The sequence below is a fragment of the Psychroflexus aurantiacus genome (assembly GCF_010820555.1).
Lineage (GTDB): Bacteria > Bacteroidota > Bacteroidia > Flavobacteriales > Flavobacteriaceae > Psychroflexus > Psychroflexus aurantiacus.
This window is the reverse complement of record NZ_JAAIKD010000002.1, coordinates 255,186-280,908: the sequence shown is the minus strand read 5'-3', so window position 1 is coordinate 280,908 and position 25,723 is coordinate 255,186. Positions and strand designations below refer to the sequence as shown.

Here is a 25,723-nt window from a genome sequence, read left to right as displayed (position 1 = left end):
ATTTATGCTTTATATTCAGTTCATCTTTCAAATTGGTCGATTCATCGAAAAGATGATTTTGAAATTTCCATTTCAGGTTAGATTTGAATCAAAATAAAAATCATGAAAACCTCACTTGTTAAACAAATTATCAGATTCATTTGGATATCAGCAGCAGTTGCTGTATTTATTCACCTTATCAACTTTATTGGAAGTGGTTGGTCTATGGAGTATATTACGAATTATAAATATGTACTCGGCCATTTTGCTTATGCCTTTATTATAGGCATCTTCAACATTGTGTTTTTTACACTCATCCAAAAAAAATATTCCTGGAGAAAAGAGCCCAAAACTCTAATCATTCTTGGAATTCCTGGTTCAGTCATCTTATCAGTTTTAGGTTTTTTCTTAGCTAGGTTCGTTCATAGTGTTTGGATATACGGCAATTCTTTTGACTCTTTTTTGAGTAATGAGAGTCTGAATAATTATGTCTTTGCAGTTCTTATCGCCATCATTGTGAGTTTAGCCTTTCATGCCTATTATTTCTATAAATATGGAACTGAAGCAGAACTGAGAGCTCAGAAAGAGATCGTTGAACATACCAAAGCCAAGCATAAAGCGCTTCAGGATCAGCTCGATCCGCACTTTTTGTTCAACAGCCTGAGTGTCTTAGCCTCCTTAATTGAAGAAGACCCTGAACGGGCTGCTGCGTTCACCACCAGCCTGTCTAAAGTGTATCGCTACGTTTTAGATCAGCGACAGGAAGATCTGGTAAGTATTTCTTCTGAATTGGATTTTGCCAAAGTCTATTTGAATTTGCTTTCTACCCGATTTGAAGACAGTTTAGAATACAGTATTGAAGTCGCAGACGAATCCTGGTATACCGTTCCGCTTTCACTTCAGCTTTTAATTGAAAATGCCGTAAAACACAACAAAGTGACAGAAAAGTCTCCCTTAGTCATCAAGATCTATCAAACTGATGAGCATTTGATTATTCAAAACAATGTGAATCCAAAGGCTAATGACTCTAAAAGAAACGGAATAGGTTTGATGAACATCAGGAAGCGATTTGAAGTGTACACAGAAACCCCTGTCAAAGTTGAAAAAGATTCTGACAGCTTTAGAGTAAAACTCCCTCTCATTCAAACTCAAAACTCATGATTAAAATCCTCATAGTAGAAGACGAAAAACCGGCCGCAAGAAGACTCGAGCGGCTTCTTACTGAAATGAATTACCCTGTATTTCAAAAATTACATTCGGTGGAAGAAGCTGTAGACTGGTTTCAGAAAAACCCTCAGGTAGATTTAATATTCCTGGATATTCAACTGAGTGATGGCTTGTCTTTTGAAATTTTTGAACAGGTGCATATCGAATCCGATTTAATTTTCACGACGGCTTACGATGAATATGCCCTGAAAGCCTTTAAACTCAATAGCATTGACTACCTCCTCAAACCAATTGATAAGGAGGAACTCAAATCAGCGCTTAAGAAATTTGAAAAAAGAAAATCCTCAGAAACCATCGATGCCAAATTGCTGAAAAGTCTTTTGCTGAAATCCCAAACCGATGAAACCTATAAAACGCGCTTTTCTGTGAAAGTGGGAGAAAAGCTTAAAACCTATTCAGCCGATGAGATTGCCTGTTTTGAAAGTTCTGATAAGGCGACTTCTCTGGTGACTTATGAAGGAAAGCATTATGTCATCGACGACTCGCTCAACCAGCTTGAGCCTAAATTGTCACCCACCGATTTTTTCAGAATAAACAGAAGCCATATTATTCACTATCGATCCATACAAGATATGCTGAGTTATTCCTCAAGTAGAATTAAAATCAGCTTAAAAGGAGTGGACCAACCCGTTATTGTAAGCCGTGAACGTGTAAAAGAGTTTAAAACCTGGATTGGATAAATGTCTTAAAGCCTTTGAAATTGCTTATATTCAACCTAAAAAATGAAGATTCTATGTATTTCCGGTTCCGCTTCCAGGGAAAGCAGCAATGTCAAATTCCTCAAGGCTATCGCTGAACATCTTTCCGATAAACATACGGCTGAAGTTTACGAAGGGCTTTATCATTTCCCCTTATTTACGCCGGAACGGCTTAATGCCGGAATGCCTGAACTCATCAATTTACTGCGAGAGCGCATCACTCAGGCAGACCTGGTCCTCATTTCCACTCCGGAGTACAATCACAACATCCCGGCAGTCCTCAAAAACATGCTGGAATGGCTTACCGATTCCGGTGAGTTTTTTGGAAAAAGGGTTTTGCCCATCACCTTTACACCCAAAGCACCGCGAGGTGAACACGCCTTAATATCCCTGCAAATGAGCCTTAAGGCTCAACAGGCCTCCATCATTTCTGAAGCCAATTTTTATAAAACAGATGTGGAGTTTGTAGATGACCTCATCGTTTTAACGGAGGATATCAAGCGCATGTTTAGCGACAGCATTGAAAGTTAAACCATAAAAAAAGCCTGTTCAAAGATTTGAACAGGCTTTTTAATTTATAAAAATATAACTCTACTAGATGATTTTGAAACGCTTACGATCGGTTTCGGTCAAATAGATTTTACGTATTCTTAAAAAATGTGGGGTCACTTCCACGTATTCATCTTTCTGGATGTATTCCAAAGCTTCTTCCAGTGAGAATTTCTTCGCGGGAACAATTTTAGCTTTATCATCTGCACCAGAAGATCTGACGTTAGATAGTTTTTTAGTTTTTGTGATATTCACAGTCATATCATCAGACCTGGAGTTCTCACCAATCACCTGACCTTCGTAAATCTCTTCACCCGGGTCTACAAAAAACTTACCTCTGTCCTGAAGTTTATCGATAGAATAAGGAATTGCTTTTCCTTTTTCCATAGACACTAGAGATCCATTCTGACGCTGTGGAATATCGCCTTTAAGCGGCTGAAATTCTTTAAAACGGTGAGCCATAATCGCTTCACCGGCGGTAGCGGTCATCAACTGGTTTCTTAAACCAATGATTCCACGAGAAGGAATTAAAAACTGAATCGTCATACGATCCCCTTTACCTTCCATGCTCAGCATTTCCCCTTTACGCAAAGTCACCATCTCTACGGATTTACCGGAAATATGTTCAGGTAAGTCGATAGTCAGTTCTTCAACCGGCTCACACTTCACGCCATCAATTTCTTTGATGATAACCTGTGGCTGCCCAATCTGAAGTTCGTAACCTTCTCTACGCATGGTTTCAATCAACACAGACAAGTGCATAACGCCTCGTCCGAAAACGTTGAATTTATCTGCGGAATTTGTTTCTTCTACTCTTAAGGCTAAGTTCTTTTCCAGTTCTTTGGTCAAACGATCCTTGATGTGTCTGGAAGTCACGAATTTTCCATCTTTTCCGAAGAAAGGAGAATCATTAATCGTAAACAGCATACTCATGGTAGGTTCGTCAATCGCAATAGATTTCAGACCTTCAGGATTTTCGATATCGGCTACCGTATCTCCAATTTCGAAACCTTCAAGACCAACAATGGCACAAATGTCTCCGGCCTGGATCTCCTCTACCCTGCGTCTTCCAACACCCTCAAAGGTGTGAAGCTCTTTAATACGGGTTTTGGTAATGGAGCCATCGCGTTTCACCAATGAAACCGGCATATTTTCTTTTAAGATTCCTCTGTGCAAACGACCGATAGCAATTCTGCCGGTGTAAGAAGAGAAGTCTAAGGACGTAATCAACATTTGGGTATTTCCTTCTTTTATTTCAGGTGACTCAATATGTTCTATAACCATATCGAGCAAAGGCTCGATATTATCTGTTTTTTCGTCTGGGCTATCACTCATCCAGTTGTTTAATGCAGAACCGTAGACCGCTGGAAAATCCAACTGCCACTCTTCGGCACCAAGCTCATACATCAGGTCGAAGACTTTCTCGTGAACTTCGTCTGGAGTACAGTTTGGCTTGTCAACTTTATTGATCACCACACATGGCTTAAGACCAAGATCCAAAGCTTTTTGCAGCACAAAACGAGTCTGTGGCATAGGGCCTTCAAAAGCATCAACTAACAGTAAAACACCGTCGGCCATGTTCAGGACTCTCTCGACCTCTCCACCAAAATCGGCGTGACCAGGGGTATCGATGATATTGATTTTTGTTTCTTTGTAAACTACAGAAACGTTTTTGGAGACAATTGTAATCCCTCTCTCGCGTTCGAGATCGTTATTGTCTAAAATAAGCTCTCCTGTGGATTCGTTGTCACGAAACAATTTACAGTAGTGCATGATTTTGTCAACCAAAGTTGTCTTACCGTGGTCAACGTGAGCGATAATCGCAATATTCTTGATATTCATAAAAAGGCGTAATTTTAAGTCTGCAAAGGTAGGTTTATTTTATGTATAAAAAACAGCTTTGGCAAAATGATAATTTTAAGGGCTTTATTTATAATAAATCCTTTAAAACCAACTATTTGAACAGTCTTAGGGGTTAAGCAGAGTTAAGAAGTGGCTTTCGAGTTTGGGGTCAAATAAACTCGTTGAATTGTTGATTAGCGTGTAATTCTTATCGATAATGTAAATCCGATTGAGGTAATTTTTATAGAATCCGTAGGTGTTCTTAGGGACGTCAGAAATGATCTGATATTCCGTTTGGGCCGGAGATTGTATACGCTTAAGCGCATTTCTCCAGAGACCCGGGTTTTGAAAATCCAGGTTGATGCTTAGAAAATTGATTTGAGGATATTTCGCCCTTAGGCTTTCAATGCTTGTGATATGGTTGCGTTTACCTTTAGAGGACTGGGCAGACCAGGTGTAGAGCACCGTTGGCTTTGCGTATGAAATTTGATGCAGCAGAACCGTATCCATGCCCGGAGTTCTTAACTTCAGGTGTTTTAAGTTTTTACCTACCAAATATTTGCTTTGAATATTGGTGAGTTGATGTAATTCTTCTTCATCTAAAGACGGAAGATCAAATTTTTTGATAATCGCCAGGGTCTCCTTCAACTGTTCTTCAGTTTGTGAAAACACGATTTCTCTTCTGATAAACCGATTAAAGAAATTAAGTCTCAAGTAGTCATTATCAAATAAGTCATGAACCAGATTCAGTCGGCGTTTCAAATTTTGATGATCGTTCAAATCGAAACAATCTCTGTTTTCCTGGTCGCAGATCTCGATGGATTTATTTCGCAGATAGTTGTCCAGAAATCGCATATAACTAAAATTCGAGACTAAGTCTGGATGATTGAAATCAGCCTGCTTCCTGTAATCGAAGTAATCCTCAGGAAATTCGTCAAATGTATTTGGAACATATTTCTTCATCAGGAAAGCATAGCGTTCTCTCATGTCGAAATGTTCATACTCAATCGTGCTTTTCGCAATGTTTTCAAAATAAGGGGTAAACTCAGATTCCAGCTTTAATTTTTCTAAATTGTTTAAACGAAGTCTCATGATAGAATCCGTTTTATCGATAAAATTCTGTGGAGATATTTTGTAGTAGGATAAAATCAAATCGTTATCCTTTTCATTCAAAAGAAACATATTGATCAGGAAATTATTTTCAATGGAAGAGCTCCCTCCATAACTCAGGGATTCGTCAAATTCCATCGTATTTACCCTCAGGACAGCACTATCGCCTGGTTTTAAGTAAATAGTTTGACTCTCGGGGTAATGCTTAAAACTATAAACCGACTCTTGATCCTGAGAAAACTCATACCCAAAATTATTATTTCTGTCCAAAGGAATGGTGTCGATGAGCTTCTCATTATGCTCTAAAGTAACATAACTGGACGTGGGGTTAACGATTCGACCTCCGATAAAGGTAAGATCTCTGTCCTGTTCTTTAGAACAGCCGAAACATAATATTAGAACTCCAAGAAAAAGATACCTCATAAATCTCATAATCGTTACAAATCTAGTTTTACGGACTTAGTCCTCATGTTAAGTCACCGTTAAAAAAAGCAGCGTAATAATTTTTTCACGCCTTGTAATAAAATGAGTACTTTTGCAAAAAATTTAGTTTTATTATGCTTTCAGTTTCAAATCTTTCGGTTCAATTTGGTAAACGCATCCTGTTTGACGAAGTCAATACGGGTTTCACTTCCGGCAATTGTTATGGCATTATTGGCGCAAACGGCGCCGGTAAGTCAACGTTTTTGAATATCATTTCCGGAAAAATGGATCCTACCTCTGGTCACGTTCACCTGGAGCCCGGTAAACGCATGTCTGTTTTAGAACAGGATCATTCCCTGTACGATGACTACAATGTCCTGGAAACCGTGATCATGGGTAACGAGCCTCTTTTTAAGATTAAAAAAGAGATGGATGACATTTATGCCAAACCCGATTTTAACGATGCCGATGGTGAACGCGTTGGTGTGCTGCAGGTGGAGTTTGAAGAAATGGATGGCTGGAATGCAGAAAGTAACGCTGCTGCCCTGCTCTCCAATCTGGGCATAGGCTCAGACCTTCATTACACCCTGGTAAAAGACCTCGACGGACAACAAAAAGTGCGGGTGCTTCTGGCCAAAGCGATTTTTGGAAATCCGGATGTACTCATCATGGATGAGCCTACCAACGATCTGGATTATGAAACCATCACCTGGCTGGAAAACTTTTTAGCCAATTTTGACAATACCGTTATCGTGGTCTCTCACGACCGTCATTTCCTGGATGCCGTATGTACCCACATTTCTGATATTGATTTTGGTAAAATCACGCATTATAGCGGTAATTATACCTTCTGGTACGAATCTTCGCAATTAGCGGCCAAGCAAAGAGCACAGCAGAACAAAAAAGCGGAAGAAAAGAAAAAGGAACTGCAGCAGTTTATTGAACGTTTCAGTGCCAACGTGGCCAAATCCAAACAAGCCACTTCCAGAAAGAAAATGCTTGATAAACTGGATTTTCAAAACATTAAGCCTTCCAACAGAAGGTATCCTGCCATCATTTTCGAAAAAGAAAGAGAAGCCGGAGATCAGATTCTTCAGGCTGAAAACTTATCGGCAAGCATCGACGGGGAGAAGATTTTCACCAATGTGCATATCAATTTGAACAAAGGAGATAAAGTCGTCATTTACTCAAAGGATTCCCGGGCCACAACGGCGTTTTATGAAATCATAAACGGTAATGCCGAACCCGATACAGGTTCTTACAAATGGGGTGTAACCACCAATCAGTCCTATTTACCAAACGACAACAGCGCCTATTTTGAAAGTAAACTTTCCCTTGTGGACTGGCTCAGACAATGGGCCAAAACCGAAGAAGAACGCGAAGAAGTTCATATCCGCGGATTTTTGGGTAAAATGCTTTTCAGTGGAGATGAGGCTTTAAAAACCTGCGATGTTCTTTCCGGTGGTGAAAAAGTAAGATGTATGGTGAGCAGAATGATGATGACCAGAGCCAATGTGCTTATCCTGGATGAGCCTACCAATCACCTGGACCTGGAGACTATCACCGCTTTCAACAATTCCTTGAACAACTTTAAGGGAAATATCTTGCTAACAACGCATGATCACCAGTTTGCCCAGACTGTAGGTAACCGCGTCATCGAATTAACTCCTAATGGAGTGATAGACAAGTTCTCAACCTTCGATGAGTATATGTCCGATCCTAAAATTAAGGAACAGCGAGAAAAAATGTACAGCGTAGGCGTATAGAGCCCACGGCATTGCTTAAAAAAAATCTCTCAGGTTTAACGCCTGAGGGATTTTTTATTGTGTAAAACAGCCTGGTCGTTTATCTGTATATGTTTTGTTTGTTGACCCAGTTTTGGTAAACTCGGGCATTGCGATTATGCTGGGCTAAGGTTTTTGCGAATTTATGATAGCCTGGATTTTCGGGATCCGCGGCAAAATAAAAATAGTCGTGAGACTCGGCATTGAGCACCGCTTCAATAGATGAAATGTCCGGCATCGCAATAAGCCCCGGAGGTACGCCTTTATACTTATAGGTATTGTAAGGTGAATCCAGTTCCAGGTCTTTGTACAGTACGCGTTTGATGGGGGTTTCGAAATCCTGATTTTTAGTTTGGATAGCGAAAATCACGGTGGGATCGGCCTGCAGTTTTATACCGCGCTGCAGTCTGTTCAGATAAACGCCGGCAACTCTTGGTCGTTCTTCCACCTTGGCGGTTTCCTTTTGAACGATCGCCGCCAGAGACATAACCTCCTGAGGAGACAAATCGATTTGCTTGGCTTTTTCCCGTCTGTTTTCATTCCAAAATTCATGGTAATAATTCACCATTCGATCCCGAAACGCTTCACCTGACGTGTTCCAGTAAAATTCATAGGTGTTGGGAATATAATACTTCATCGATTGTAAAGGCGTGACCTGAAGAGAATCCAGAAAGGGTCCTGAAATCATGGCGGTCAACACCTCCAGGCTATCCGCTTCAATTTGCTCAGCGACTCTTCCGGCCAGGTTTTCCAGTCGGTGTTGATTATTGAAACTGACCTGAATGGGAATATTTCTGGATCGGAGTGTATTTATAATTTCGTTGTTATTCATGTCTTTTTTCAACACGAAATGCCCGGCTTTTAGATTGCTGGCATATCCTTTTTTCTTGGCCACCGTGATAAAGTCATCGGTTTTTTTCAGCAAAGGATGCAATTCATTTACAACTTCCTGCAGAGAACTCCCGGTAGAAATGTAAACCGAGTGTGTCTCTGAAGCAAATGCTGTATTAGGCGAAAAGATAATGTTATAGATATAAACGCTTATCCCGCCAAGCACAACCAATCCAACAATAGACGCGGCTATCAGTATTTTTTTAATGTACATCTTTAATTTTTTGCAATACATATTCACTTTGAAAATGACCGGAATTGTAGCGCCAGTCCTTTTTAAGTCCGATGACTTCAAAGCCGAAGCTTTTAAAAAGCTTAAGGCTCCTCGTGTTTTCCTCGATGATGGATGCGGATAACTGGTGTAAATCCAGGACATCAAAGGCGTAATCCAGCATGAGTTCCAGGGCCTCGGTTCCATAGCCTTTGGACTGGTAATTTTCTAAAATAAGAATCCCTAAACCGGCCCTCTTATTTTTAGGGTCAAAATCGTAAAGGTCTATAAAGCCGATCGGCTGTTTGTTGTGTAAAGCCACAACAAGCCGCATTTGTTTGGCCTCATAAATATCTTTGTGGGAGTTGTCGAGGTACTCTTTAAGCACCGATCTTGAAAAGGGTTGTAAGGTATCGCTGAGGTACCAAAGGTGCTCATCGTTCTCGACAAGATCCAGGAAATCTAAATCGTCGGGGGTAAGCGCCCTTAATAAGATATGTTTGCTTTTAAGTTTAACCATGATAATCGCCTTCAAAAACAAGTTTTGCGGGTCCTTTCAGCCATATATTTTTAACGGCATTAGGGCCCTCTACTTCAAAATCGACTTCCAGACTTCCTCCTTTGGTCACCACTTTTATAGGAAGCTTATCCAGTTTACTGGACATTTTGGCAGTAATTGCAGCAGCAGTTACCCCGGTTCCACAGGAAAAGGTTTCGTCCTCTACACCCCTTTCGTAAGTTCTGACATGCAACGCCTCATCGATGACCTGTATAAAATTGACATTGGTCCCTTTTATAGCCTTGTAGTTGGGTAAATTTCTGATTCGCCTTCCCTGGGTAAACACATCGAAATCGTAAACATCATCCACAAAGGCGACGTGATGTGGCGAACCTGTATCCAAAAAGGAAGCGTCTTTGCTTAAATTCACCATCGGGACATCAACCATTTTCAGGTTGACCGAGTCTTCTTTGATGATGGCGGAGTGCAATCCATCTACAGCTTCAAATGTGGTTTCAGAGGTAATGACTCCCAAATGCTTTGCAAAAGCGACTATACATCTCCCCCCGTTTCCACACATGGTACTCTCATTGCCATCGGCATTGAAGTATACCATTTTGAAATCGCATAAGTCCATGGAAGAATTCTCCAGAAGAATAAAACCGTCGGCTCCTACTCCAAAACGCCTGTCACAAACCTCTTTAATGAATTTGGTATCGTTTTTGAAACTGGAGTTTCTGTTATCTATTAAGACAAAATCGTTTCCAGTACCTTGGTATTTATAGAAATGTAACTCCATCACTTGGATTTAGAACTTGCAAATATAGCGAAATATAAAACGAAGTTTAGGGGTTAAAAATCGGTTAAATCCAGTTTTAAATAGAAAACAGAAAGTAATTTTAATTTAAAATACTAGTATATCATGAAGAAAAGTGTTCAATTATTATCAATTGCATTATTCGCAAGTGTCTTAAGTATAGGAGGTTATAAATTCTTCCTGGAAGAATCTCAGTCCATAACCCAGGACTACGAGATTCCGTGGCAAAAAGAAGGTTATGAGGCTTCTAGCCAGCTCGCTTCGTATACGGGAGAAAATTCAGAACTAAATTTTACTGAAGCTGCCAAAAAAACAGTGAATGCAGTGGTTCACGTCAAAAACATAACCACCACACGACAGGCCAGAAGCGCTTTTGAATATTACTACGGGAGCGGAGAGGTTCGGAAAGCCATTAGAGGCGCGGGATCCGGAGTAATCCTTAGTCCCGACGGACTTATCGTCACCAATAATCACGTGATCCAAGGGGCTTCAGAAGTTCAGGTGACCCTGAACAATAACGAAACCTACATGGCCGAAATTTTAGGCACATCAGCAGATAATGATATCGCTTTGCTTAAAATTGATGCAACGGACCTAGACTATTTGCCTTTTGGAGATTCTAATGAGGTTGAAATTGGTGAATGGGTGTTAGCGGTAGGAAATCCCTTTAACCTGACCTCCACGGTGACAGCAGGTATTGTAAGTGCCAAAGCCAGAGACCTGGGAAGTTTGGACAATCAGTTTCAGTCCTTCTTACAAACCGATGCGGCTGTAAACCCGGGTAACAGTGGTGGAGCCCTGGTCAATACGCGTGGCGAACTGATCGGAATAAACACCGCTATCACCTCTCAAACCGGTTCTTTCGTGGGTTACTCTTTTGCCATCCCAAGTAACAATGCCAAGAAAATCGTTGAAGACTTACTTGAATTTGGAAATGTAAGAAAAGCCATTTTAGGGGTCACAGGAAGCGACCTGAATAGTATGATCGCCAAAGAACTGGAAGTAGACAGCTCTCAGGGATTTTACATCAGTAGTGTTGAAACCGGAAGCGGAGCCTCCGAGGCCGGACTTCAGAAAGGGGACATCATCACCTCTATAGATGATATCAAAATCAGAAAATTTGCGGATATGACCGGGTATCTGAATTCCAAAAACCCAGGCGAAAGGGTTAGCATCACCTATCTCAGAAATGGGAATGAGCGCCAAACCGATGTCATTCTGGATATTTTAAAAGTGTTTCAAATAAAAGACATAGGTGTGGAAGTCACTGAACTTTCTGAAGCAGATTTGGAAAAATACGGCAAGGTATCTGGAGTAAAAATCAATAAGATGCTGCCAAATAGCTTTACCAAAACAGACATCAGCGGTTTAGTCATTACTAAAATCAACGAAAAAGAGGTGGATTCTATCGAAGACGTCAGGTCCATTCTCAGCGCTAAAAATCCGGATGAGCCTATGCTCATTACCTTTTTAAGCCCAGGCGGACAAGAGAAAACCTATGTTTTCAGATAACCTCTGAATCCTGTTTTAAAACCCGCAAAACTCCCGTTTTCATCACTGAAGCCGGGAGTTTTTTATTTAGGTTTCCGGACTCCCCTTAATAGGTTTTGAATTCTTATATTTGCACTTCATTAAAATTATGGCATGGTTAAACTTCACGATTTGGAATTTGAACCCTATCTCGATCAAAAGACATTACAAAAATCGGTGAAAGAACTCGCTGAACGCATTGCTGCTGACTATGCTAATAAAACACCGGTTTTCCTCGGAATACTCAATGGCGCTTTTATGTTTTTATCCGATTTGATGAAGTATTATGAAGGAGACTGTGAGATAAGTTTTACTAAACTGGCTTCCTATGAAGGCATATCCTCCACGGGAGAAGTTTCTACCCTCCTGGGAGCTGGAAATTTAAAAGGCAAGGATGTGATTGTGGTGGAAGACATTGTCGATACGGGAAGCACGCTGGAACATATTGTTGAGGTTTTAAAAAACGAAGGGGTTGCTTCCTACAGGATTGCAAGCTTATTCTTAAAACCGGAAGCTTATAAAAAGACACTTCCCGTAGATTACGTAGGCATAGAAATACCTAATAAATTTATAGTCGGCTACGGTTTAGATTACAACGGCTTAGGAAGAAATATATCCAAAATATATCAACTAAAATCAGATCCAAATGATTAACATCGTACTATTTGGCCCTCCAGGAGCCGGAAAGGGAACGCAGGCAGAAAACCTGAAAGACAAATACGATCTCAAACATATCTCCACAGGAGATATGTTCAGACACCACATCCAAAACGAAACGGAACTAGGCAAACTAGCCAAATCCTATATGGATAAAGGAGAGCTGGTTCCCGATGAAGTCACCATCAAAATGCTGAAGGCGAAAGTCGAGGAACACCTCGACAGCAAGGGATTTATCTTCGACGGGTTTCCGAGAACCAAAGCTCAGGCAGAATCCTTAAGCGAATTAATGCAGTCTAAAGGGACGCAAATCGATGCCATGATCGCTTTGGAAGTGCCGGATGAAGTCCTGGTAGAACGCCTTTTAGAGCGCGGAAAGACTTCGGGAAGAAAAGACGATTCCAACGAAGAGGTCATTCGAAACAGAATAAAAGTATATTATAAGGAAACTGAAGTCCTCAAAGAATTTTATAAAAAAGAAGATAAATATTACGGTGTAGACGGCGTAGGCTCCATTTCGGAAATTACAGACCGCATAAGCAAAGTGATTGATTCTTTATAAAAACAGAGCATTTAGCTTAAGACTATGACAGAAGGAAATTTCGTAGATTACATAAAACTCCATTTAAAATCTGGAAACGGAGGGAAAGGCTCCGCGCACCTGAGAAGGGAAAAATACATTCCCAAGGGCGGACCTGATGGCGGTGATGGTGGTCGTGGCGGTCATGTTATTTTTAAAGCTAATAAGGACCTCTGGACGCTTTTTCACCTCAAGTTCAAAAGACACCTGAAAGCTACGCATGGTGAGCACGGAAGTAAGCAAACCAGTACGGGAGCAGATGGCGAAGATCAGTATGTGGAGGTGCCACTGGGAACGGTTATAAGAGACACCAATACCAACGAAGTCATCAAAGAAATGACCGAGCATGAAGAGGAATATATTGCTGTAGAAGGCGGTATGGGTGGAAAAGGAAATGCACACTTTAAGAGCTCAACCAACCAGACGCCGCGTTTTGCCCAGCCCGGGATTCCCGGAGAAGAAAAAGACATCACGCTGGAGTTAAAACTCCTTGCCGATGTAGGTCTCGTTGGATTTCCTAATGCCGGTAAATCTACTTTACTATCGGTGATTACAGCCGCTAAACCTAAAATTGCCAACTACGAGTTCACCACCCTAAAACCCAATCTGGGGATTGTGGAGTATCGAAATTATAAAACCTTTGTGGTTGCCGACATTCCCGGAATCATTGAAGGCGCAGCAGAAGGAAAAGGACTGGGTTACCGTTTTTTAAGACATATTGAAAGAAATTCTACCCTCTTATTTCTTATTCCTGCCGATGCGCCAAGCGTAAAGGAGCAGTATGAAATCCTGCTGGATGAACTGCGGCGTTATAATCCAGAGCTTCTGGATAAATCCAGAGTTATTGCCATTTCAAAGGGAGATTTGCTCGATGAGGAGCTTAAAGCTGAACTGGCTCAGGAACTGGAAGATGCCTTTGGGAATATTCCCCATGTGTTTATCTCTTCGATAGCGCAACAAGGCTTGATGGAACTGAAAGACCTACTCTGGAAAACCCTGAACGAAGACAAAGCTGCCGATTAAGTTTTAGGCAGTTTGATTTCAAAAATAGTTCCGGCTTCTGCAGAACTGGAGAGGACACGTATCTTTCCGGAATGGTAATCTTCGATAATGCGTTTGGACAGTGAAAGCCCTAGGCCCCAGCCTCGTTTTTTTGTCGAATAACCAGGCTGGAAGATGGTTTTAAACTTTGAGCCTGGTATCCCCTTGCCCGTATCCGAGATGTGTATTTTATAAAAATGCTTATCGGCGAAAAGACGAATATTTAAGCTTCCCCGACCTTTCATCGCATCGATGGCATTTTTGGTCAGGTTCTCTATGGTCCAGCTCAGCAGGGTTGGGTTCAATTTACAGTGAAATTCATCCGCTGGCAGTTCAATGGAAAACTGAATCAGCTTGGAACTTCTGTCCCTGAGATAGTTGTAAGACTGCTCCACTGCAGCCCTGAGGCTGGATACCTCTAAAGTGAGTTTGGAACCCACCTTGGAAAAGCGTTCGGTGATCGTTTTGAGCCGATCGATGTCTTTTTCTATTTCTAATATGTACTCCGGATTGACCGCTTCAGATCTTAAAATTTCCATCCAGCCTACCAGGGAGGACAGCGGGGTGCCTATTTGATGCGCTGTTTCTTTGGCCATCCCGGCCCAGAGTTTATTTTTTTCGCTGTTCTTGGCAGTTATATAATACAGATAAATAAGCCCTATCAACAGAAAAATGATAAGCAATAAGATGAATGGATAGTATTTTATTTTCGTAAGTATGGAAGAGTCTCCGTAATATAAATACTGCTTACCGGATGCGCCCAGGTCGATGACGATGGGCTGATTCTGAGCCTTGATGGACTCAAAAAACTGCCTCAGTCTAAGTGAATCGGTCGCTATCGGATCGGAAATATTATTGGTTTCCTGAAAGTCATCAGATTCATTGACAATAAACATAGGAATATCGTTTATCGTGTTTAAAATCTCCAGTTCCAGGCTGAGGTCCTGCTCAACCCCTGCTCGGTTTACCGAAGCCTGAGCCGAAGACCAGATTCTCATCTTTTCCCGCTCTTCTTCTTTCACACCTTCATAAAACACGGAGATATTCCAGACTACAATTCCAATCACCACCACAGAGGTGAAAAGAATAAAAAGTCTAACTTTCACTGTATTTTCAAAAAATGTCATGCATGAAATATTTAAACAATAATACTGAAAATGAAACTGGTTTACTATAAACCTTTTAAAATCGAAATTATTTTAGAAAATCACCGGAACAGCATGTAAATCTATTATTTTTGTGGCATGACACATTATTTTTCTTCGGATTTTAAGCTCGGCATTTTAGGCGGAGGGCAATTGGGTAAAATGTTGCTGTATGACACCCGCAAATTTGATATTCAAACCTACGTGATGGATGCCAATCCTGAAGCTCCTTCCCGACTGGCCTGCAATCATTTTGAAGTGGGGAGCCTTATGGACTATGATGCGGTTATGGCTTTTGGAAAAAAAGTGGACGTGCTTACCTTTGAAATTGAATCCGTCAATGTAAAGGCTTTAGAAGATCTTGAAGCCTTAGGCAAAAAGGTATATCCATCAGCTGCTACCTTACAAAAAATTCAGAATAAAGCGGTTCAGAAAAAATTTTACGAGTCCAGTCATATCCCAACAGCAGACTTTGACCTCTTTTCCGACTTAAAACGTTTGAAAGAAGCCGTTTCAGAAGGAAACATCAAGCTTCCCTTTGTATGGAAAAGCAGTATCGGCGGTTATGATGGCAAAGGAGTAAGTGTGATTAAATCCCGCGAACAGCTCAGCCAGCTTCCCGACGTAGAATGCATTGCTGAAGCGCTTGTCGATTTCAAAACTGAAATTGCCGTCATCGTTTCCAGAAGTGTTTCCGGAGAAATCAAAACCTACCCCGTGGTCGAAATGGAATTTCATCCCGAAGCCAATCAGGTTGAATACGTCTTATGTCCTGCCAGAATAGACGAAACCCTGGCCAAAAAGGCCAGAGAACTGGCACAGCTGGTTTCGAGTAAGTTTGAGCATGTAGGACTGCTGGCTATTGAAATGTTTGTGACTCAGTCTGATGACGTATTGGTCAACGAAGTTGCTCCAAGACCACACAACAGCGGCCACTTTAGTATTGAAGGGAGTTTTACCAATCAGTTCGAGCAGCACTTAAGAGCGATTCTCGATTTACCATTGGGCAGTACCGAAAGCAAAAGCCATTCGGTGATGGTCAATTTGGTTGGTGATGAAAAACATACCGGAGAGGTGGTCTATGAGGGTATCGAAGATATCATGGCGATGCCTGGTGTAACCCCGCATATTTATGGAAAACGAGAAACACGTCCCTTCAGAAAAATGGGACACGTGAATATTATTCATGCTGACCTGAGTGAAGCCAGGGCCATTGCAGAAGTCGTCAAATCGAAAATCAAAGTCATATCCAAAACATCTTAAGCTTATGAGTAAAGTTGCTATCATCATGGGAAGTAAAAGCGACCTCCCGGTCATGCAGGACGCTATTGATATTTTGAAAGAATTTGACATCGAAACCGAAGTAGATATCGTGTCTGCACACCGGACACCGGAATACATGATGGATTTTGGAAAAGCGGCCCACACCCGAGGAATTGACGTCATCATTGCCGGCGCCGGAGGTGCTGCCCATCTGCCGGGCATGGTAGCCTCCATCACTCCGCTGCCTGTTATAGGAGTGCCTGTAAAATCCAGCAATTCGATAGACGGATGGGATTCTATCCTTTCCATTCTTCAAATGCCCGGCGGGGTTCCCGTAGCTACAGTAGCGCTGAATGGTGCAAAAAATGCAGGGATTCTAGCCGCACAAATCATAGGGGTAAAAGATCCTGAAGTCCAAAAACAACTTCTTGTTTATATGGAACAGCTTAAGGAAAAGGTCCAGAAAATGAGAGAAGATTTATAATGTTTAGCAAAAAAGGTTTGGTATTAGAATCTAATTCCTAATTTTAATTAAAAATGAAAGCCCGTTTTAGCTTACTTCTTGTTTCTCTTATTCTTTTTTCCTGTACTTCTCCCAGAGTACTTACAGATTATGCTCCCGATGTAGATTTCGACAGCTATAAAGGCTTCGCCTTTTATGCGATAGAAAACTCCGGTTTGGCGGAACTGGATGAAGATCGTGTTTACCTGGCTATAAAAGATACCCTGATAGCCAAGGGCTTTGAAAAAAAATTAATACCGGATTTTAAAGTCAATTTTTACGCCGATGTTTTCGACAAGGTCTCGAATAACAACTTTGGGATAGGTTTTGGTGGTTATGCAGGAAGTGTAGGCGGAATGATTTCCCCTCAAGTTCCAAAACGCACAATTGCCATAACCATCGAATTTGCTGATGGCCTCACCAATGATCTTTTTTGGCAAGGGGTTGTGGAAGCAAGTTTTAAAGAAAATTTAAAGGGAAAAGAACGCGAAGCCTTTTTCAATAGGCTTGTTGGAAAAGTACTGGAAAAATATCCGCCGGAAAAATAATGCGAAAGCTATCCTTTTCTATTACAGGTTTTCAGACTTGTAATTTTGATACAGGGATTTAATAATGCCATCTACCAGGCCTATTTTGGGCACATGTATGGACTTGGACCTGCTCCATTTCATAGCCGATAAATAAATCTTGGTCGCCGGGATAATCACATCGGCTCTGTCTTCATTCAGGCTAAGTTCGGAGATACGCTCTTCATAGGTGAGCGAATTCAATAACTGGTAATAGGAGCTCAGGTAAAAAAAAGACAAGGGCCTCCCTGTTTTTTTATTACTCGATTTGAAAATATTGTTGATGTTTCCTCCGGAACCTACCATTTCAATTCTGGAATAAGGTTTGGTTATGGATTTTATCCAATGTTCTACCTCTATCCATAAACTTTCAGAAATAGTGTTGTTTAAAATTCTAACCGTACCCAGTTTAAAGGATTTGGATGCTACCGTCTGACCATTGGAAAACAAGGTGAACTCCGTACTTCCCCCTCCCACATCCACGTAGAGATAGGTTTTGTTGTTATCGACCAGGCTATGCAAATCTGTTGCGGCGATGATAGCTGCTTCATCGCTCCCGTCTATGATATCAATATCGATTTTAGACTCTACAGCTATTTTCTCAGCCACAGCCTGCCCGTTTTCAGCATCTCTCATCGCCGAGGTAGCGCAGGCCCGGTAAGCTTCAATTTTATGAGATTTCATGAGTAAACTGAAGGCTTTCATGGTATCTACTATACGCTCTGTGCTTTCATCGGAAATATAGGATTTTGTAAACACGTCCTGCCCAAGTCTGATAGGAACTCTCACCAGAGACGTTTTCTTAAAGGTCACAGGCTTATTATCGGGTTCAGTTATGGTAGAAATAAGAAGACGCACGGCATTGGAGCCTATATCTATAGCAGCAAATTTTTTGATAGAAAGCATAATCGATTATTTATTTACTGATTTCTTGAGTTTTTCCTGATAATACGTGTAGGTCTCGAACTGACTTCTGAAATCCGGGCCGAGCTTTTCTCTATACGCATTGTCTTCCTTTGAAGAGAAATCTCTGGCTTTTATATTGTCCTTCCAGCAAATACCAAAGGTTTCGATCAATTCATGTTTGATGTCATCGTCGTAAATAGGACAGGTAACCTCCACCCGATGGTCTATATTTCTGGTCATCCAGTCTGCAGAAGATATGAAAACTTTAGGGTGGTCGTCATTCTGGAAGATATATAGCCTGGGATGTTCAAGAAATTTATCTACAATACTAATGGCTTCTATGTTTTCGCTCATTCCCTTTACCTGAGGTATCAGGCAGTTTATACCCCTGATGATCAGTTTGACTTTCACCCCGACCCGACTCGCTTCATAAAGCTTATCAATCAAACCATAATCCGACAAACTGTTCATTTTGATGGAGATTCCTGATTTCTTACCGGCTTCATGATTTTCAATTTCCTGATCGATCAGGTCTGAAAATTTTGAACGTGAGTAATGCGGCGAAACAATGAGGTGCTTATATCTTTTAATCTTATAATTCACTTCAAAGAAGTCGAAAACTTTATCGATATCTTTTAAAATGCCCTGATGTGCGGTAAACAGGGTGTAATCTGTATAAATCTTAGCTGTATTTTCATTAAAATTTCCAGTGCTGATAAACCCGTAATACTTGATTTTGTTATTTTCCAAACGCTCGATGATGCAGGTTTTGCAATGCACTTTCAGCCCTGTTACCCCAAAAATAAGCTTGACGCCTTCACGCTCCATTTTTTCTGCATACTTGATGTTATTGGCTTCATCAAAACGGGCTTGAAGCTCTATGGATACGGTGACACGCTTACCGTTTTTTGCAGCATTGATAAGTGAACTGGCAATATGTGAAACTGTGGCTAACCTGTAAATGGTGATTTTGATGGATTTGACTTTAGGATCTAAAGCGGCCTCCCGCAAAAATTTAACCGTGTAAGAGAAGGTTTGGTAAGGGACATGCTGAAGAAAATCCTTTTTGGCTATTTTTTCCAGTAGACTTCCCTGTATTTCAAGTCCCGGTATGGGCAAAGGTTCAATTTTATCGTACACCAGATGCTTGGCGCCGAGGTCGGGAAAATTCATATAATCCCGCCGGTTATGGTACTTGCCACCGGGAATTAAACTGTCTGTGGTATCGATTTCCATCTTTTTCAGCAGAAAATCAAGCGTGTCCTGTTCAATTTCCTTGTCGTAGACAAAACGAACGGGATCTCCTTCTATTCTATCCTTCACGCTATCCATCAGTTTTTCTATATAACTTTTGCTCAGGTCTCCTTCCAGATCAAGCTGGGCATCTCTGGTGATTTTGACCATGTGAGCCGATATACTGTCATAATCGAAAATGTTGAAAATAACATTGAGATTATAGCGAATCAGATCATCCAGCAAGATGATATACTTTTTCCCATCTGAAGAAGGAATCTCTACAAATCGCTCTACACTTGAAGGGATCTCTATCAAAATATACTGATTTTGCAGTCTGTCCTTTTCAAGCTGAACCATCTTCACGGCCAGATAAGCCTTGGAGTCCTTCAGGTTTGGAACTTTATCGATCTCGTTTAACATGATAGTGACCAGAGCCGGACTTACCTTTTGAAGAAAAAATTCTTTCAAAAATATAGCCTGTTCTGAAGTCACCTGGTTTTCGTCGATGACGTAAATGTCATGCTCTTTAAGCTGATCCTGAATGGAAGCCAAAATATCTAAACTTTCCGCTTGTTTTTTGATAACAATTTGAGTGATCTCTTTAAGCAGACGACTGGCATTAAAACCGCCAAGCACCTTCTTCCCGGCTTTACCGGCAAGATCTATTCGTTTTACAGTAGCATAGCGCACTTTGAAAAACTCATCCAGGTTATTGGAGAATATACCCAAAAACCTCAGCCGCTCAATCAAGGGAACGCTGGGGTCTGCAGCTTCCTGTAATACCCGTTGATTGAATTTCAACCAGCTCAATTCTCTATTATCGTATTTATTGTTGCGCATTAGCGTAAATGTTTTGGGAATAAATATAAGTGTGTGTTTCCTGTCCGAATGTGCTTCCAGGAATCAATTTCAAAAACAATACTGACTAAGCCCGTGGTAGGCAAATTATCAATGGCCAAACTCCCGAGCCTGTTCACAAGTTCCGTATAAGCTGGATTGTGACCAAACAGCATCACATGATCGAATTCGTCAGCGATGTTCTTAATAAATTTAAGCACTTCGTCAGCATCAAAGGTGTACAATTCAGGACGGATATGAAAATGCTGCGCGTCGATACCGAGTTTATCTTTAAACAATTCAGCCGTGGTTTTTGCACGCAGGGCAGGACTTGAAAACACCTCAACAGAATAATCCAAATGGGCCTGGAACGCTGAAATCACATGCTCTGCATCTGTATAGGCCCGCTCTTTCAAAGGCCTTAATTTATCTGCAACCGGAGAATCCCAGGAAGACTTACCGTGTCTTACAAAAACTAATCGTTTCATATCAAGGCGCTAAACGATCAATGTTCCAATCGTATTCTGATTTTGTGTATAAAAATCGATCATGAAGTCGGTTGGGACGGCCCTGCCAAAACTCGATAGATTCTGGTCTCACCAAAAATCCTCCCCAGTTTTCAGGACGTGGAACCTCCTTATCGGCATATTTCTTTTCCAAGGCTTTCAGTTCGTCTTCCAAAACCTGTCGGTTTTTTATGACACTGCTTTGATTGGACACCAAAGCACCAAGCTGACTTCCTTTGGGTCTCGATGCGAAATACTGATCTGAGACATTTTCGGGAACTTTTTCTGCAAGCCCCTTTATAATGACCTGCCGTTCGGTATTTGGCCAAAAGAACGACAAACAGGTTTGAGGTTGGTTCTGCAAAGCCTGGCCTTTTTCACTTTCATAATTCGTGTAAAACACAAAGCCATTTTCATCATAAGATTTCAAAAGAACAATTCTGCTTTTCGGAAAGCCATCTTCCCCTATAGTTGAAATTGTCATGGCATTCGCTTCATCTACGCCTCCAAATCTTTCAACATCATAAAACCAGGTTCTGAATTGCTGAATCGGGTTTTCATCTAAATTTTCCCGAATCAGGCTGGCTTTTTCGTAGGATTTTCTGTAGTCATGTAATTTATCTTCCATGGTAGCAAATTAGAAAATTATAGGTTGAGAAGCAATGTAATTCAGAAAAGATTGAGACTATTCGAACCTGAAGATTTTACCGCTTTCTGCATTTTCCACATTATCAAAAACAACCTGCGCTTCTTTTTCAAACAGGGATAAATTTTTATAACGCGCCGAAAAATGACCCAGGATCAATTTTTGAACCCCTGCTTTCTGAGCGATGATTCCTGCCTGCTTAGCGGTAGAATGCTTGGTTTTTTCACACAGATGTTCCTGTTCTTCAAGAAATGTTGACTCATGATAAAGCAGTGTCGTTCCAGTAATCTGCGGTACGATATCGGGTTTAAAGACCGTATCGCTGCAGAAGGCATAACTCGGTTCAGGCCTGGGATCTGCTGTTAAGTCCTCATTCCTGACAAGTCGCCCGTCTCTGGTTTCCACATCCTTACCCTTGACAATGCTTTTGTAATAGGCTTTATCTATATCTAAATTCTGGACTTTGTCAATCAGCAACTTTCGATCGCCAGGCTTGGCTTTAAATAAAAATCCGTTGGTATATACCCTGTGGGATAAAGGAATCGTCTCGACGCTCAACTTGTCATTATCCAAAATGAGTTCTGCTTTCCTGGAATCCAACTGATGAAAAATGAGCGGATAGGAAGTATAGGCATGACTGACCCTGAGTTGCAGCTTGATGATTTCTTCAAGGCCCTGCGGGGCATGGATATGCAATTCTGCGGTTCTGTTAAGCAGACTAAAGGTGGACAACAGGCCTATAAGTCCATAATAATGATCCCCATGCAGATGTGAAATAAAAATATGGCGTATGCGAGAAAACTTGATTTTTTCCCGTCTCAAACGAACCTGGGTGCCTTCCCCGCAGTCTATGAGCATCAACTCGCCGTTCATATCCAAAACCTGAGAGGTTGGATGGGCGTTTGCTCTGGGTGTTGCTGAGTGACAACCTAAAATGGTAAGCTGCATCATATCAAAACCCCAAATCTCTTTCTATTTCTTCCAGACCGATGAGATCCTCTGCCTCCTGCAGTGTTGGAACCACATGAATCTCTTCAGGCACTGCATCTATATTGATGGTATCGTTCACCAGGACAAAGGATCTTTTACCTTTTCTATGAATAATAGAAAGTTTTAAAAACTGTAAAAGCTCTTCCAATGTGAGGTTTCCGTATTTCTGAATATCGATAACCAGGTTTTGGTCTTTGAATTTATCATGAATTCGAGTCAAAAAGTCTGCAAAATCGTTTACATCCTCCTTTTCATCCCTAAGAATTATATAATTGTCTTTTTGTTCAGTTTTCATCAGTCGAAATTTATTTTTTTGTAAAGTCAGACCTGGCTTTGTCAGCAGGTTAATGTCACTGGCTATTGAACAGGCCCCTTGCTATAAATTTAATCGGCAGGACTCCTGTCATAATTTTTGATTTTTGAAGCCAGTAAGTAGATGACGGCCATACGAATGGCGACCCCATTTTCCACCTGATTTAAAATAATGGAATGTTCTGAATCTGCCACATCGCTGGTAATCTCTACTCCCCTGTTGATTGGACCCGGGTGCATGATGGTGATGGGTTTACTCAAGGTATCCAATAAACTTTTATTGATTCCATATTGCTGCACATATTCTCTGGTACTGGGAAAATATGAATGCTCCATACGTTCATTTTGAACACGCAGCATATTGGCAATATCGCACCATTCTAAAGCTTTGACGAGATTGTGCTCCACTTTTACACCCAGACTTTCAATGTGTTTGGGCATCAGGGAGTTTGGTCCGCAAACTTTAACCTCCGCGCCTAGTTTTTTAAGGGCAAAAATATTGCTTAAGGCTACTCGGGAGTGCATGATATCCCCAACAATAACGATCTTCTTCCCGGCAACATCGCCGTACTTTTCCCGAATCGAAAACACGTCGAGTAAAGCCTGGGTGGGATGCTCATGAGCGCCATCTCCGGCATTTACAATACTCGCGTTTACGTGCCTGGAAAGAAAGACTCCGGCTCCCGGATTGGGATGACGCATCACCACCATATCCACCTTCATCGCAAGTATGTTGCTGACCGTATCGATGAGGGTTTCTCCTTTCGTAACCGAAGAAGAGGAGGCTGAAAAATTGATGACATCTGCACTCAGCCGCTTTTCAGCTAATTCGAAGGACAGCCGGGTTCTTGTACTGTTTTCAAAAAAAAGATTGGCAATGGTAATGTCTCTTAAACTTGGGACTTTTTTTATAGGCCTGTTGATGACTTCCTTAAACTGATCTGCAGTTTCAAAGATAAGATGAAGGTCTTCTGAAGTCAGGTATTTGATTCCTAATAAATTTGAAACACTAAGTTCTTTCATGGTTAAAAATCAGTTTTTCAATACGTATATAGCGTCTTCCCCATCGTTTTCTTTCCAGCAGACCTTCACATGCTCGTTATTAATAGCATCCACTTTTCTTCCATTGTAATCGGGCTGGATAGGTAAATGCCTGCTAAAACGCCGGTCGATCAAGGTCAGTAATTCAATTTTGGAAGGTCTCCCAAAAGACTGTAAAGCGGTTAAAGCAGAGCGTATGCTTCTTCCTGTAAACAGCACATCATCGATTAAAATCACCTGTTTGTTTTCTACGATAAAATCGATATCGGTTTCGTTGGCTTTCAAAACTTTGTCCCCACGTCTGAAGTCATCGCGATAAAAGGTAATATCGAGCTTGCCGTAAGACAACAGAGTTAATCCATAATCCGTTTTCAAAATATCATGAAGCCGACTGGCCAGAAAGCTGCCTCTAGGCTGAATGCCGATAAGTGCAGAGTTCTCGAAATCTTTGTGGTTTTCAACAAGTTGACAAGCTAAGCGCTGAAGAATGATATTGATTTCTTTGGCATTAAGAAGCAATTTTTGGCTCATTGTTGAAATTCGTTTGTTTTACAAAAGTAATTAAAAATAGCTGTAATGTTAAAGCGGAGTTTCACTTTATGATTTTACTTCGGAAATTGTTAGCTATTTAAAAAAAAGTGATAAGATTGTCACCTGAAATCTTAGCATTTGAAAGGTTTATTAAAGCACATCGGACCCGGGTTTTTATTAGCTGGTGCGGCCATTGGCGTTTCACATCTGGTCCAGGCTACCCGCGCTGGAGCTGATTATGGCGTAGTCCTGATCTTTGCCATTTTGATAGCCTGCCTTAGCAAATATCCATTTATGGAGTTTGGATCCAGGTATGCATCGGCCACTGGGAAAAATCTAATCGATGGATACAGAACACTTGGACGCTGGTATCTTATCGCTTTTGCGGTGATTACCATGTCCACGATGTTTATCATTCAGGCAGCGGTGACGATTGTTACTGCAGGTTTAGCCGAGTATTTATTTGGATTTGGCTGGTCCAATTTTACCTGGAGTCTCTTTTTACTGGGTTTCTGTATTCTGATTTTGCGTATTGGAAAATATAAAAAACTGGATGTGTTGATGAAAGTTATCGTCAGCCTCTTAACTCTTTCCACCCTGTTTTCTGTGGTAATTGCTGCATTTGAAGTTGATTTTTCGGCGATTAGTTTCAATAAATCCCCCGGGGTATGGACACTTAGCGGTATTGGCTTTGTCATCGCTTTAATGAGCTGGATGCCCATTCCTATCGATGCGTCGGTATGGCATTCCATCTGGATTCAGGAAAAGACCAAACAAACCCAGCAGCAGCCTAGTCCCAGAGAAACCGGTTTCGATTTCAACTTAGGCTATGTATCGGCCGCTTTACTGGGTATTTTATTCTTCCTGATGGGTCTTTTTCTAATGAATAGCAGCGATATCCCGCTGGCTTCCGGCAGTGTTGCATTTTCCGCACAGTTGATCGAAATGTACACGCAAACTTTGGGCGAATGGAGCAGGGTATTAATTGCGTTTATCGCTTTTGTGACCATGTTCAGCACGACTTTAACGGTCACGGATGCCTTCCCTAGAGTAATGTCCAAGCTCTTTCAGAATAAAGCGCAGAGCCGACGAGAAACATATATCTATCATCTGTTTATCATTCTTATCCCACTGGCTGCTCTTGGGATTCTTTATGCCTTAAAAAGCACATTTACGGTATTGGTGGATTTTGCCGCAGGATTATCATTTCTGGCTTCTCCCGTGCTGGCCTGGTTCAATTTGAAATTGATGACCCGGAAAGAAAATCCGATTAGCATGACTCCGAGCTACCTGGTCTTTTCTAAAATCTGCCTGTATTTTCTGATTTGCTTTGGCCTGGGCTATCTTATCTATGAATTTATCGCATAAAAAAACCGCCCATTTCCGGGCGGTTTTAGATAGATA

At 41.2% G+C, this 25,723-nt stretch carries 26 protein-coding genes; 12 read left to right on the top strand and 14 right to left on the bottom strand.

Features of this window, described 5'->3' with window-relative positions; all coding sequences use genetic code 11:
- The first annotated feature begins 102 nt into the window (after positions 1-102).
- From G3567_RS04000 to G3567_RS03990, 3 genes are read left to right on the top strand one after another with little or no spacing between them, the layout of a single operon-like run.
- Positions 103-1,140, top strand: coding sequence for a sensor histidine kinase (locus tag G3567_RS04000; RefSeq protein WP_164004035.1), 1,038 nt, complete (start codon positions 103-105; stop codon positions 1,138-1,140).
- Complete coding sequence (locus G3567_RS03995) at positions 1,137-1,886, top strand: LytR/AlgR family response regulator transcription factor (protein WP_164004034.1); 750 nt, start codon at positions 1,137-1,139, stop codon at positions 1,884-1,886. Before G3567_RS04000 ends, G3567_RS03995 begins: the two co-directional genes overlap by 4 nt.
- A gap of 42 nt (positions 1,887-1,928) precedes the next feature.
- Positions 1,929-2,435: an NADPH-dependent FMN reductase gene (locus G3567_RS03990; RefSeq protein ID WP_164004033.1), complete on the top strand. Its 507-nt coding sequence runs from the start codon at positions 1,929-1,931 to the stop codon at positions 2,433-2,435.
- Between the two features lie 63 nt (positions 2,436-2,498).
- Here the strand turns inward: G3567_RS03990 and typA are convergent, their stop codons facing one another.
- Together typA and G3567_RS03980 are read right to left on the bottom strand one after the other, a co-directional pair.
- Positions 2,499-4,295, bottom strand: coding sequence for a translational GTPase TypA (gene typA, locus G3567_RS03985; RefSeq protein WP_164004032.1), 1,797 nt, complete (start codon positions 4,293-4,295; stop codon positions 2,499-2,501).
- A gap of 126 nt (positions 4,296-4,421) precedes the next feature.
- A complete protein-coding gene (locus G3567_RS03980) occupies positions 4,422-5,828 on the bottom strand; it encodes a hypothetical protein (RefSeq protein ID WP_164004031.1) in 1,407 nt (468 codons plus the stop codon).
- Between the two features lie 134 nt (positions 5,829-5,962).
- Between G3567_RS03980 and G3567_RS03975 the strand changes: the two genes are divergently transcribed.
- Positions 5,963-7,594 carry an ABC-F family ATP-binding cassette domain-containing protein gene (locus tag G3567_RS03975; protein WP_164004030.1) on the top strand — a complete coding sequence of 544 codons (1,632 nt, stop codon included), beginning with the start codon at positions 5,963-5,965 and terminating at the stop codon, positions 7,592-7,594.
- Between the two features lie 79 nt (positions 7,595-7,673).
- Here the strand turns inward: G3567_RS03975 and mltG are convergent, their stop codons facing one another.
- The 3 genes from mltG to dapF are packed head-to-tail and all read right to left on the bottom strand — an operon-like array spanning position 7,674 to position 10,012.
- The gene (gene mltG, locus G3567_RS03970; RefSeq protein ID WP_164004029.1) at positions 7,674-8,717 is read right to left on the bottom strand and encodes an endolytic transglycosylase MltG; all 1,044 of its coding nucleotides are present in this window, start codon (positions 8,715-8,717) and stop codon (positions 7,674-7,676) included.
- Complete coding sequence (locus G3567_RS03965; RefSeq protein WP_164004306.1) at positions 8,707-9,234, bottom strand: GNAT family N-acetyltransferase; 528 nt, start codon at positions 9,232-9,234, stop codon at positions 8,707-8,709. The genes mltG and G3567_RS03965 overlap by 11 nt, the downstream gene beginning before the upstream one ends.
- Positions 9,227-10,012, bottom strand: coding sequence for a diaminopimelate epimerase (gene dapF, locus G3567_RS03960; protein ID WP_164004028.1), 786 nt, complete (start codon positions 10,010-10,012; stop codon positions 9,227-9,229). The genes G3567_RS03965 and dapF overlap by 8 nt, the downstream gene beginning before the upstream one ends.
- Before the next feature lie 123 nt (positions 10,013-10,135).
- Between dapF and G3567_RS03955 the strand changes: the two genes are divergently transcribed.
- The 4 genes from G3567_RS03955 to obgE all read left to right on the top strand — a co-directional run bounded on the left by G3567_RS03955 (position 10,136) and on the right by obgE (position 13,820).
- Positions 10,136-11,542, top strand: a complete 1,407-nt coding sequence (locus G3567_RS03955) for a trypsin-like peptidase domain-containing protein (RefSeq protein ID WP_164004027.1) — start codon at positions 10,136-10,138, stop codon at positions 11,540-11,542.
- A 132-nt stretch (positions 11,543-11,674) separates the two neighbouring features.
- Positions 11,675-12,214: a hypoxanthine phosphoribosyltransferase gene (gene hpt / locus G3567_RS03950; protein WP_164004026.1), complete on the top strand. Its 540-nt coding sequence runs from the start codon at positions 11,675-11,677 to the stop codon at positions 12,212-12,214.
- Positions 12,207-12,779 carry an adenylate kinase gene (locus G3567_RS03945; protein WP_164004025.1) on the top strand — a complete coding sequence of 191 codons (573 nt, stop codon included), beginning with the start codon at positions 12,207-12,209 and terminating at the stop codon, positions 12,777-12,779. The genes hpt and G3567_RS03945 overlap by 8 nt, the downstream gene beginning before the upstream one ends.
- A gap of 24 nt (positions 12,780-12,803) precedes the next feature.
- The gene (obgE, locus tag G3567_RS03940; protein ID WP_164004024.1) at positions 12,804-13,820 is read left to right on the top strand and encodes a GTPase ObgE; all 1,017 of its coding nucleotides are present in this window, start codon (positions 12,804-12,806) and stop codon (positions 13,818-13,820) included.
- On the opposite strand, the gene G3567_RS03935 is transcribed toward obgE, so the two are convergent.
- Positions 13,817-14,965, bottom strand: a complete 1,149-nt coding sequence (locus G3567_RS03935) for a sensor histidine kinase (RefSeq protein ID WP_164004023.1) — start codon at positions 14,963-14,965, stop codon at positions 13,817-13,819. The two genes, obgE and G3567_RS03935, sit on opposite strands and share 4 nt — an antisense overlap.
- 117 nt (positions 14,966-15,082) lie before the next feature.
- Between G3567_RS03935 and G3567_RS03930 the strand changes: the two genes are divergently transcribed.
- The 3 genes from G3567_RS03930 to G3567_RS03920 are packed head-to-tail and all read left to right on the top strand — an operon-like array spanning position 15,083 to position 17,296.
- Entirely contained in the window at positions 15,083-16,246 is a 1,164-nt protein-coding gene (locus G3567_RS03930; RefSeq protein WP_164004022.1) for a 5-(carboxyamino)imidazole ribonucleotide synthase, read from the top strand.
- 4 nt (positions 16,247-16,250) lie between these two features.
- Positions 16,251-16,730, top strand: a complete 480-nt coding sequence (gene purE, locus G3567_RS03925; protein ID WP_164004021.1) for a 5-(carboxyamino)imidazole ribonucleotide mutase — start codon at positions 16,251-16,253, stop codon at positions 16,728-16,730.
- 53 nt (positions 16,731-16,783) lie between these two features.
- Positions 16,784-17,296: a DUF4136 domain-containing protein gene (locus G3567_RS03920; protein ID WP_164004020.1), complete on the top strand. Its 513-nt coding sequence runs from the start codon at positions 16,784-16,786 to the stop codon at positions 17,294-17,296.
- A gap of 21 nt (positions 17,297-17,317) precedes the next feature.
- Here G3567_RS03920 and G3567_RS03915 read toward each other — a convergent pair whose 3' ends face one another.
- The 8 genes from G3567_RS03915 to pyrR form a co-directional block, all read right to left on the bottom strand.
- Entirely contained in the window at positions 17,318-18,220 is a 903-nt protein-coding gene (locus G3567_RS03915) for a Ppx/GppA phosphatase family protein (protein WP_164004019.1), read from the bottom strand.
- Positions 18,221-18,226: 6 nt separating this feature from the next.
- Positions 18,227-20,296, bottom strand: coding sequence for a polyphosphate kinase 1 (ppk1, locus tag G3567_RS03910; protein WP_164004018.1), 2,070 nt, complete (start codon positions 20,294-20,296; stop codon positions 18,227-18,229).
- Positions 20,296-20,781 (bottom strand): SixA phosphatase family protein, encoded by a 486-nt coding sequence (locus tag G3567_RS03905; protein WP_164004017.1) that lies wholly within the window; start codon positions 20,779-20,781, stop codon positions 20,296-20,298. The genes ppk1 and G3567_RS03905 overlap by 1 nt, the downstream gene beginning before the upstream one ends.
- Before the next feature lies 1 nt (position 20,782).
- On the bottom strand, positions 20,783-21,427 hold the full coding sequence (pdxH, locus tag G3567_RS03900) for a pyridoxamine 5'-phosphate oxidase (protein ID WP_164004016.1): 645 nt from the start codon (positions 21,425-21,427) through the stop codon (positions 20,783-20,785).
- A 57-nt stretch (positions 21,428-21,484) separates the two neighbouring features.
- Positions 21,485-22,393: a ribonuclease Z gene (locus G3567_RS03895; RefSeq protein ID WP_164004305.1), complete on the bottom strand. Its 909-nt coding sequence runs from the start codon at positions 22,391-22,393 to the stop codon at positions 21,485-21,487.
- A 4-nt stretch (positions 22,394-22,397) separates the two neighbouring features.
- The gene (locus tag G3567_RS03890; protein WP_164004015.1) at positions 22,398-22,730 is read right to left on the bottom strand and encodes a ribonuclease Z; all 333 of its coding nucleotides are present in this window, start codon (positions 22,728-22,730) and stop codon (positions 22,398-22,400) included.
- Positions 22,731-22,819: 89 nt separating this feature from the next.
- On the bottom strand, positions 22,820-23,770 hold the full coding sequence (locus G3567_RS03885; protein WP_164004014.1) for an aspartate carbamoyltransferase catalytic subunit: 951 nt from the start codon (positions 23,768-23,770) through the stop codon (positions 22,820-22,822).
- Between the two features lie 9 nt (positions 23,771-23,779).
- Entirely contained in the window at positions 23,780-24,319 is a 540-nt protein-coding gene (gene pyrR / locus G3567_RS03880; protein ID WP_164004013.1) for a bifunctional pyr operon transcriptional regulator/uracil phosphoribosyltransferase PyrR, read from the bottom strand.
- Between the two features lie 138 nt (positions 24,320-24,457).
- Between pyrR and G3567_RS03875 the strand changes: the two genes are divergently transcribed.
- The gene (locus G3567_RS03875) at positions 24,458-25,687 is read left to right on the top strand and encodes an Nramp family divalent metal transporter (protein WP_164004012.1); all 1,230 of its coding nucleotides are present in this window, start codon (positions 24,458-24,460) and stop codon (positions 25,685-25,687) included.
- Positions 25,688-25,723 lie beyond the last annotated feature (36 nt).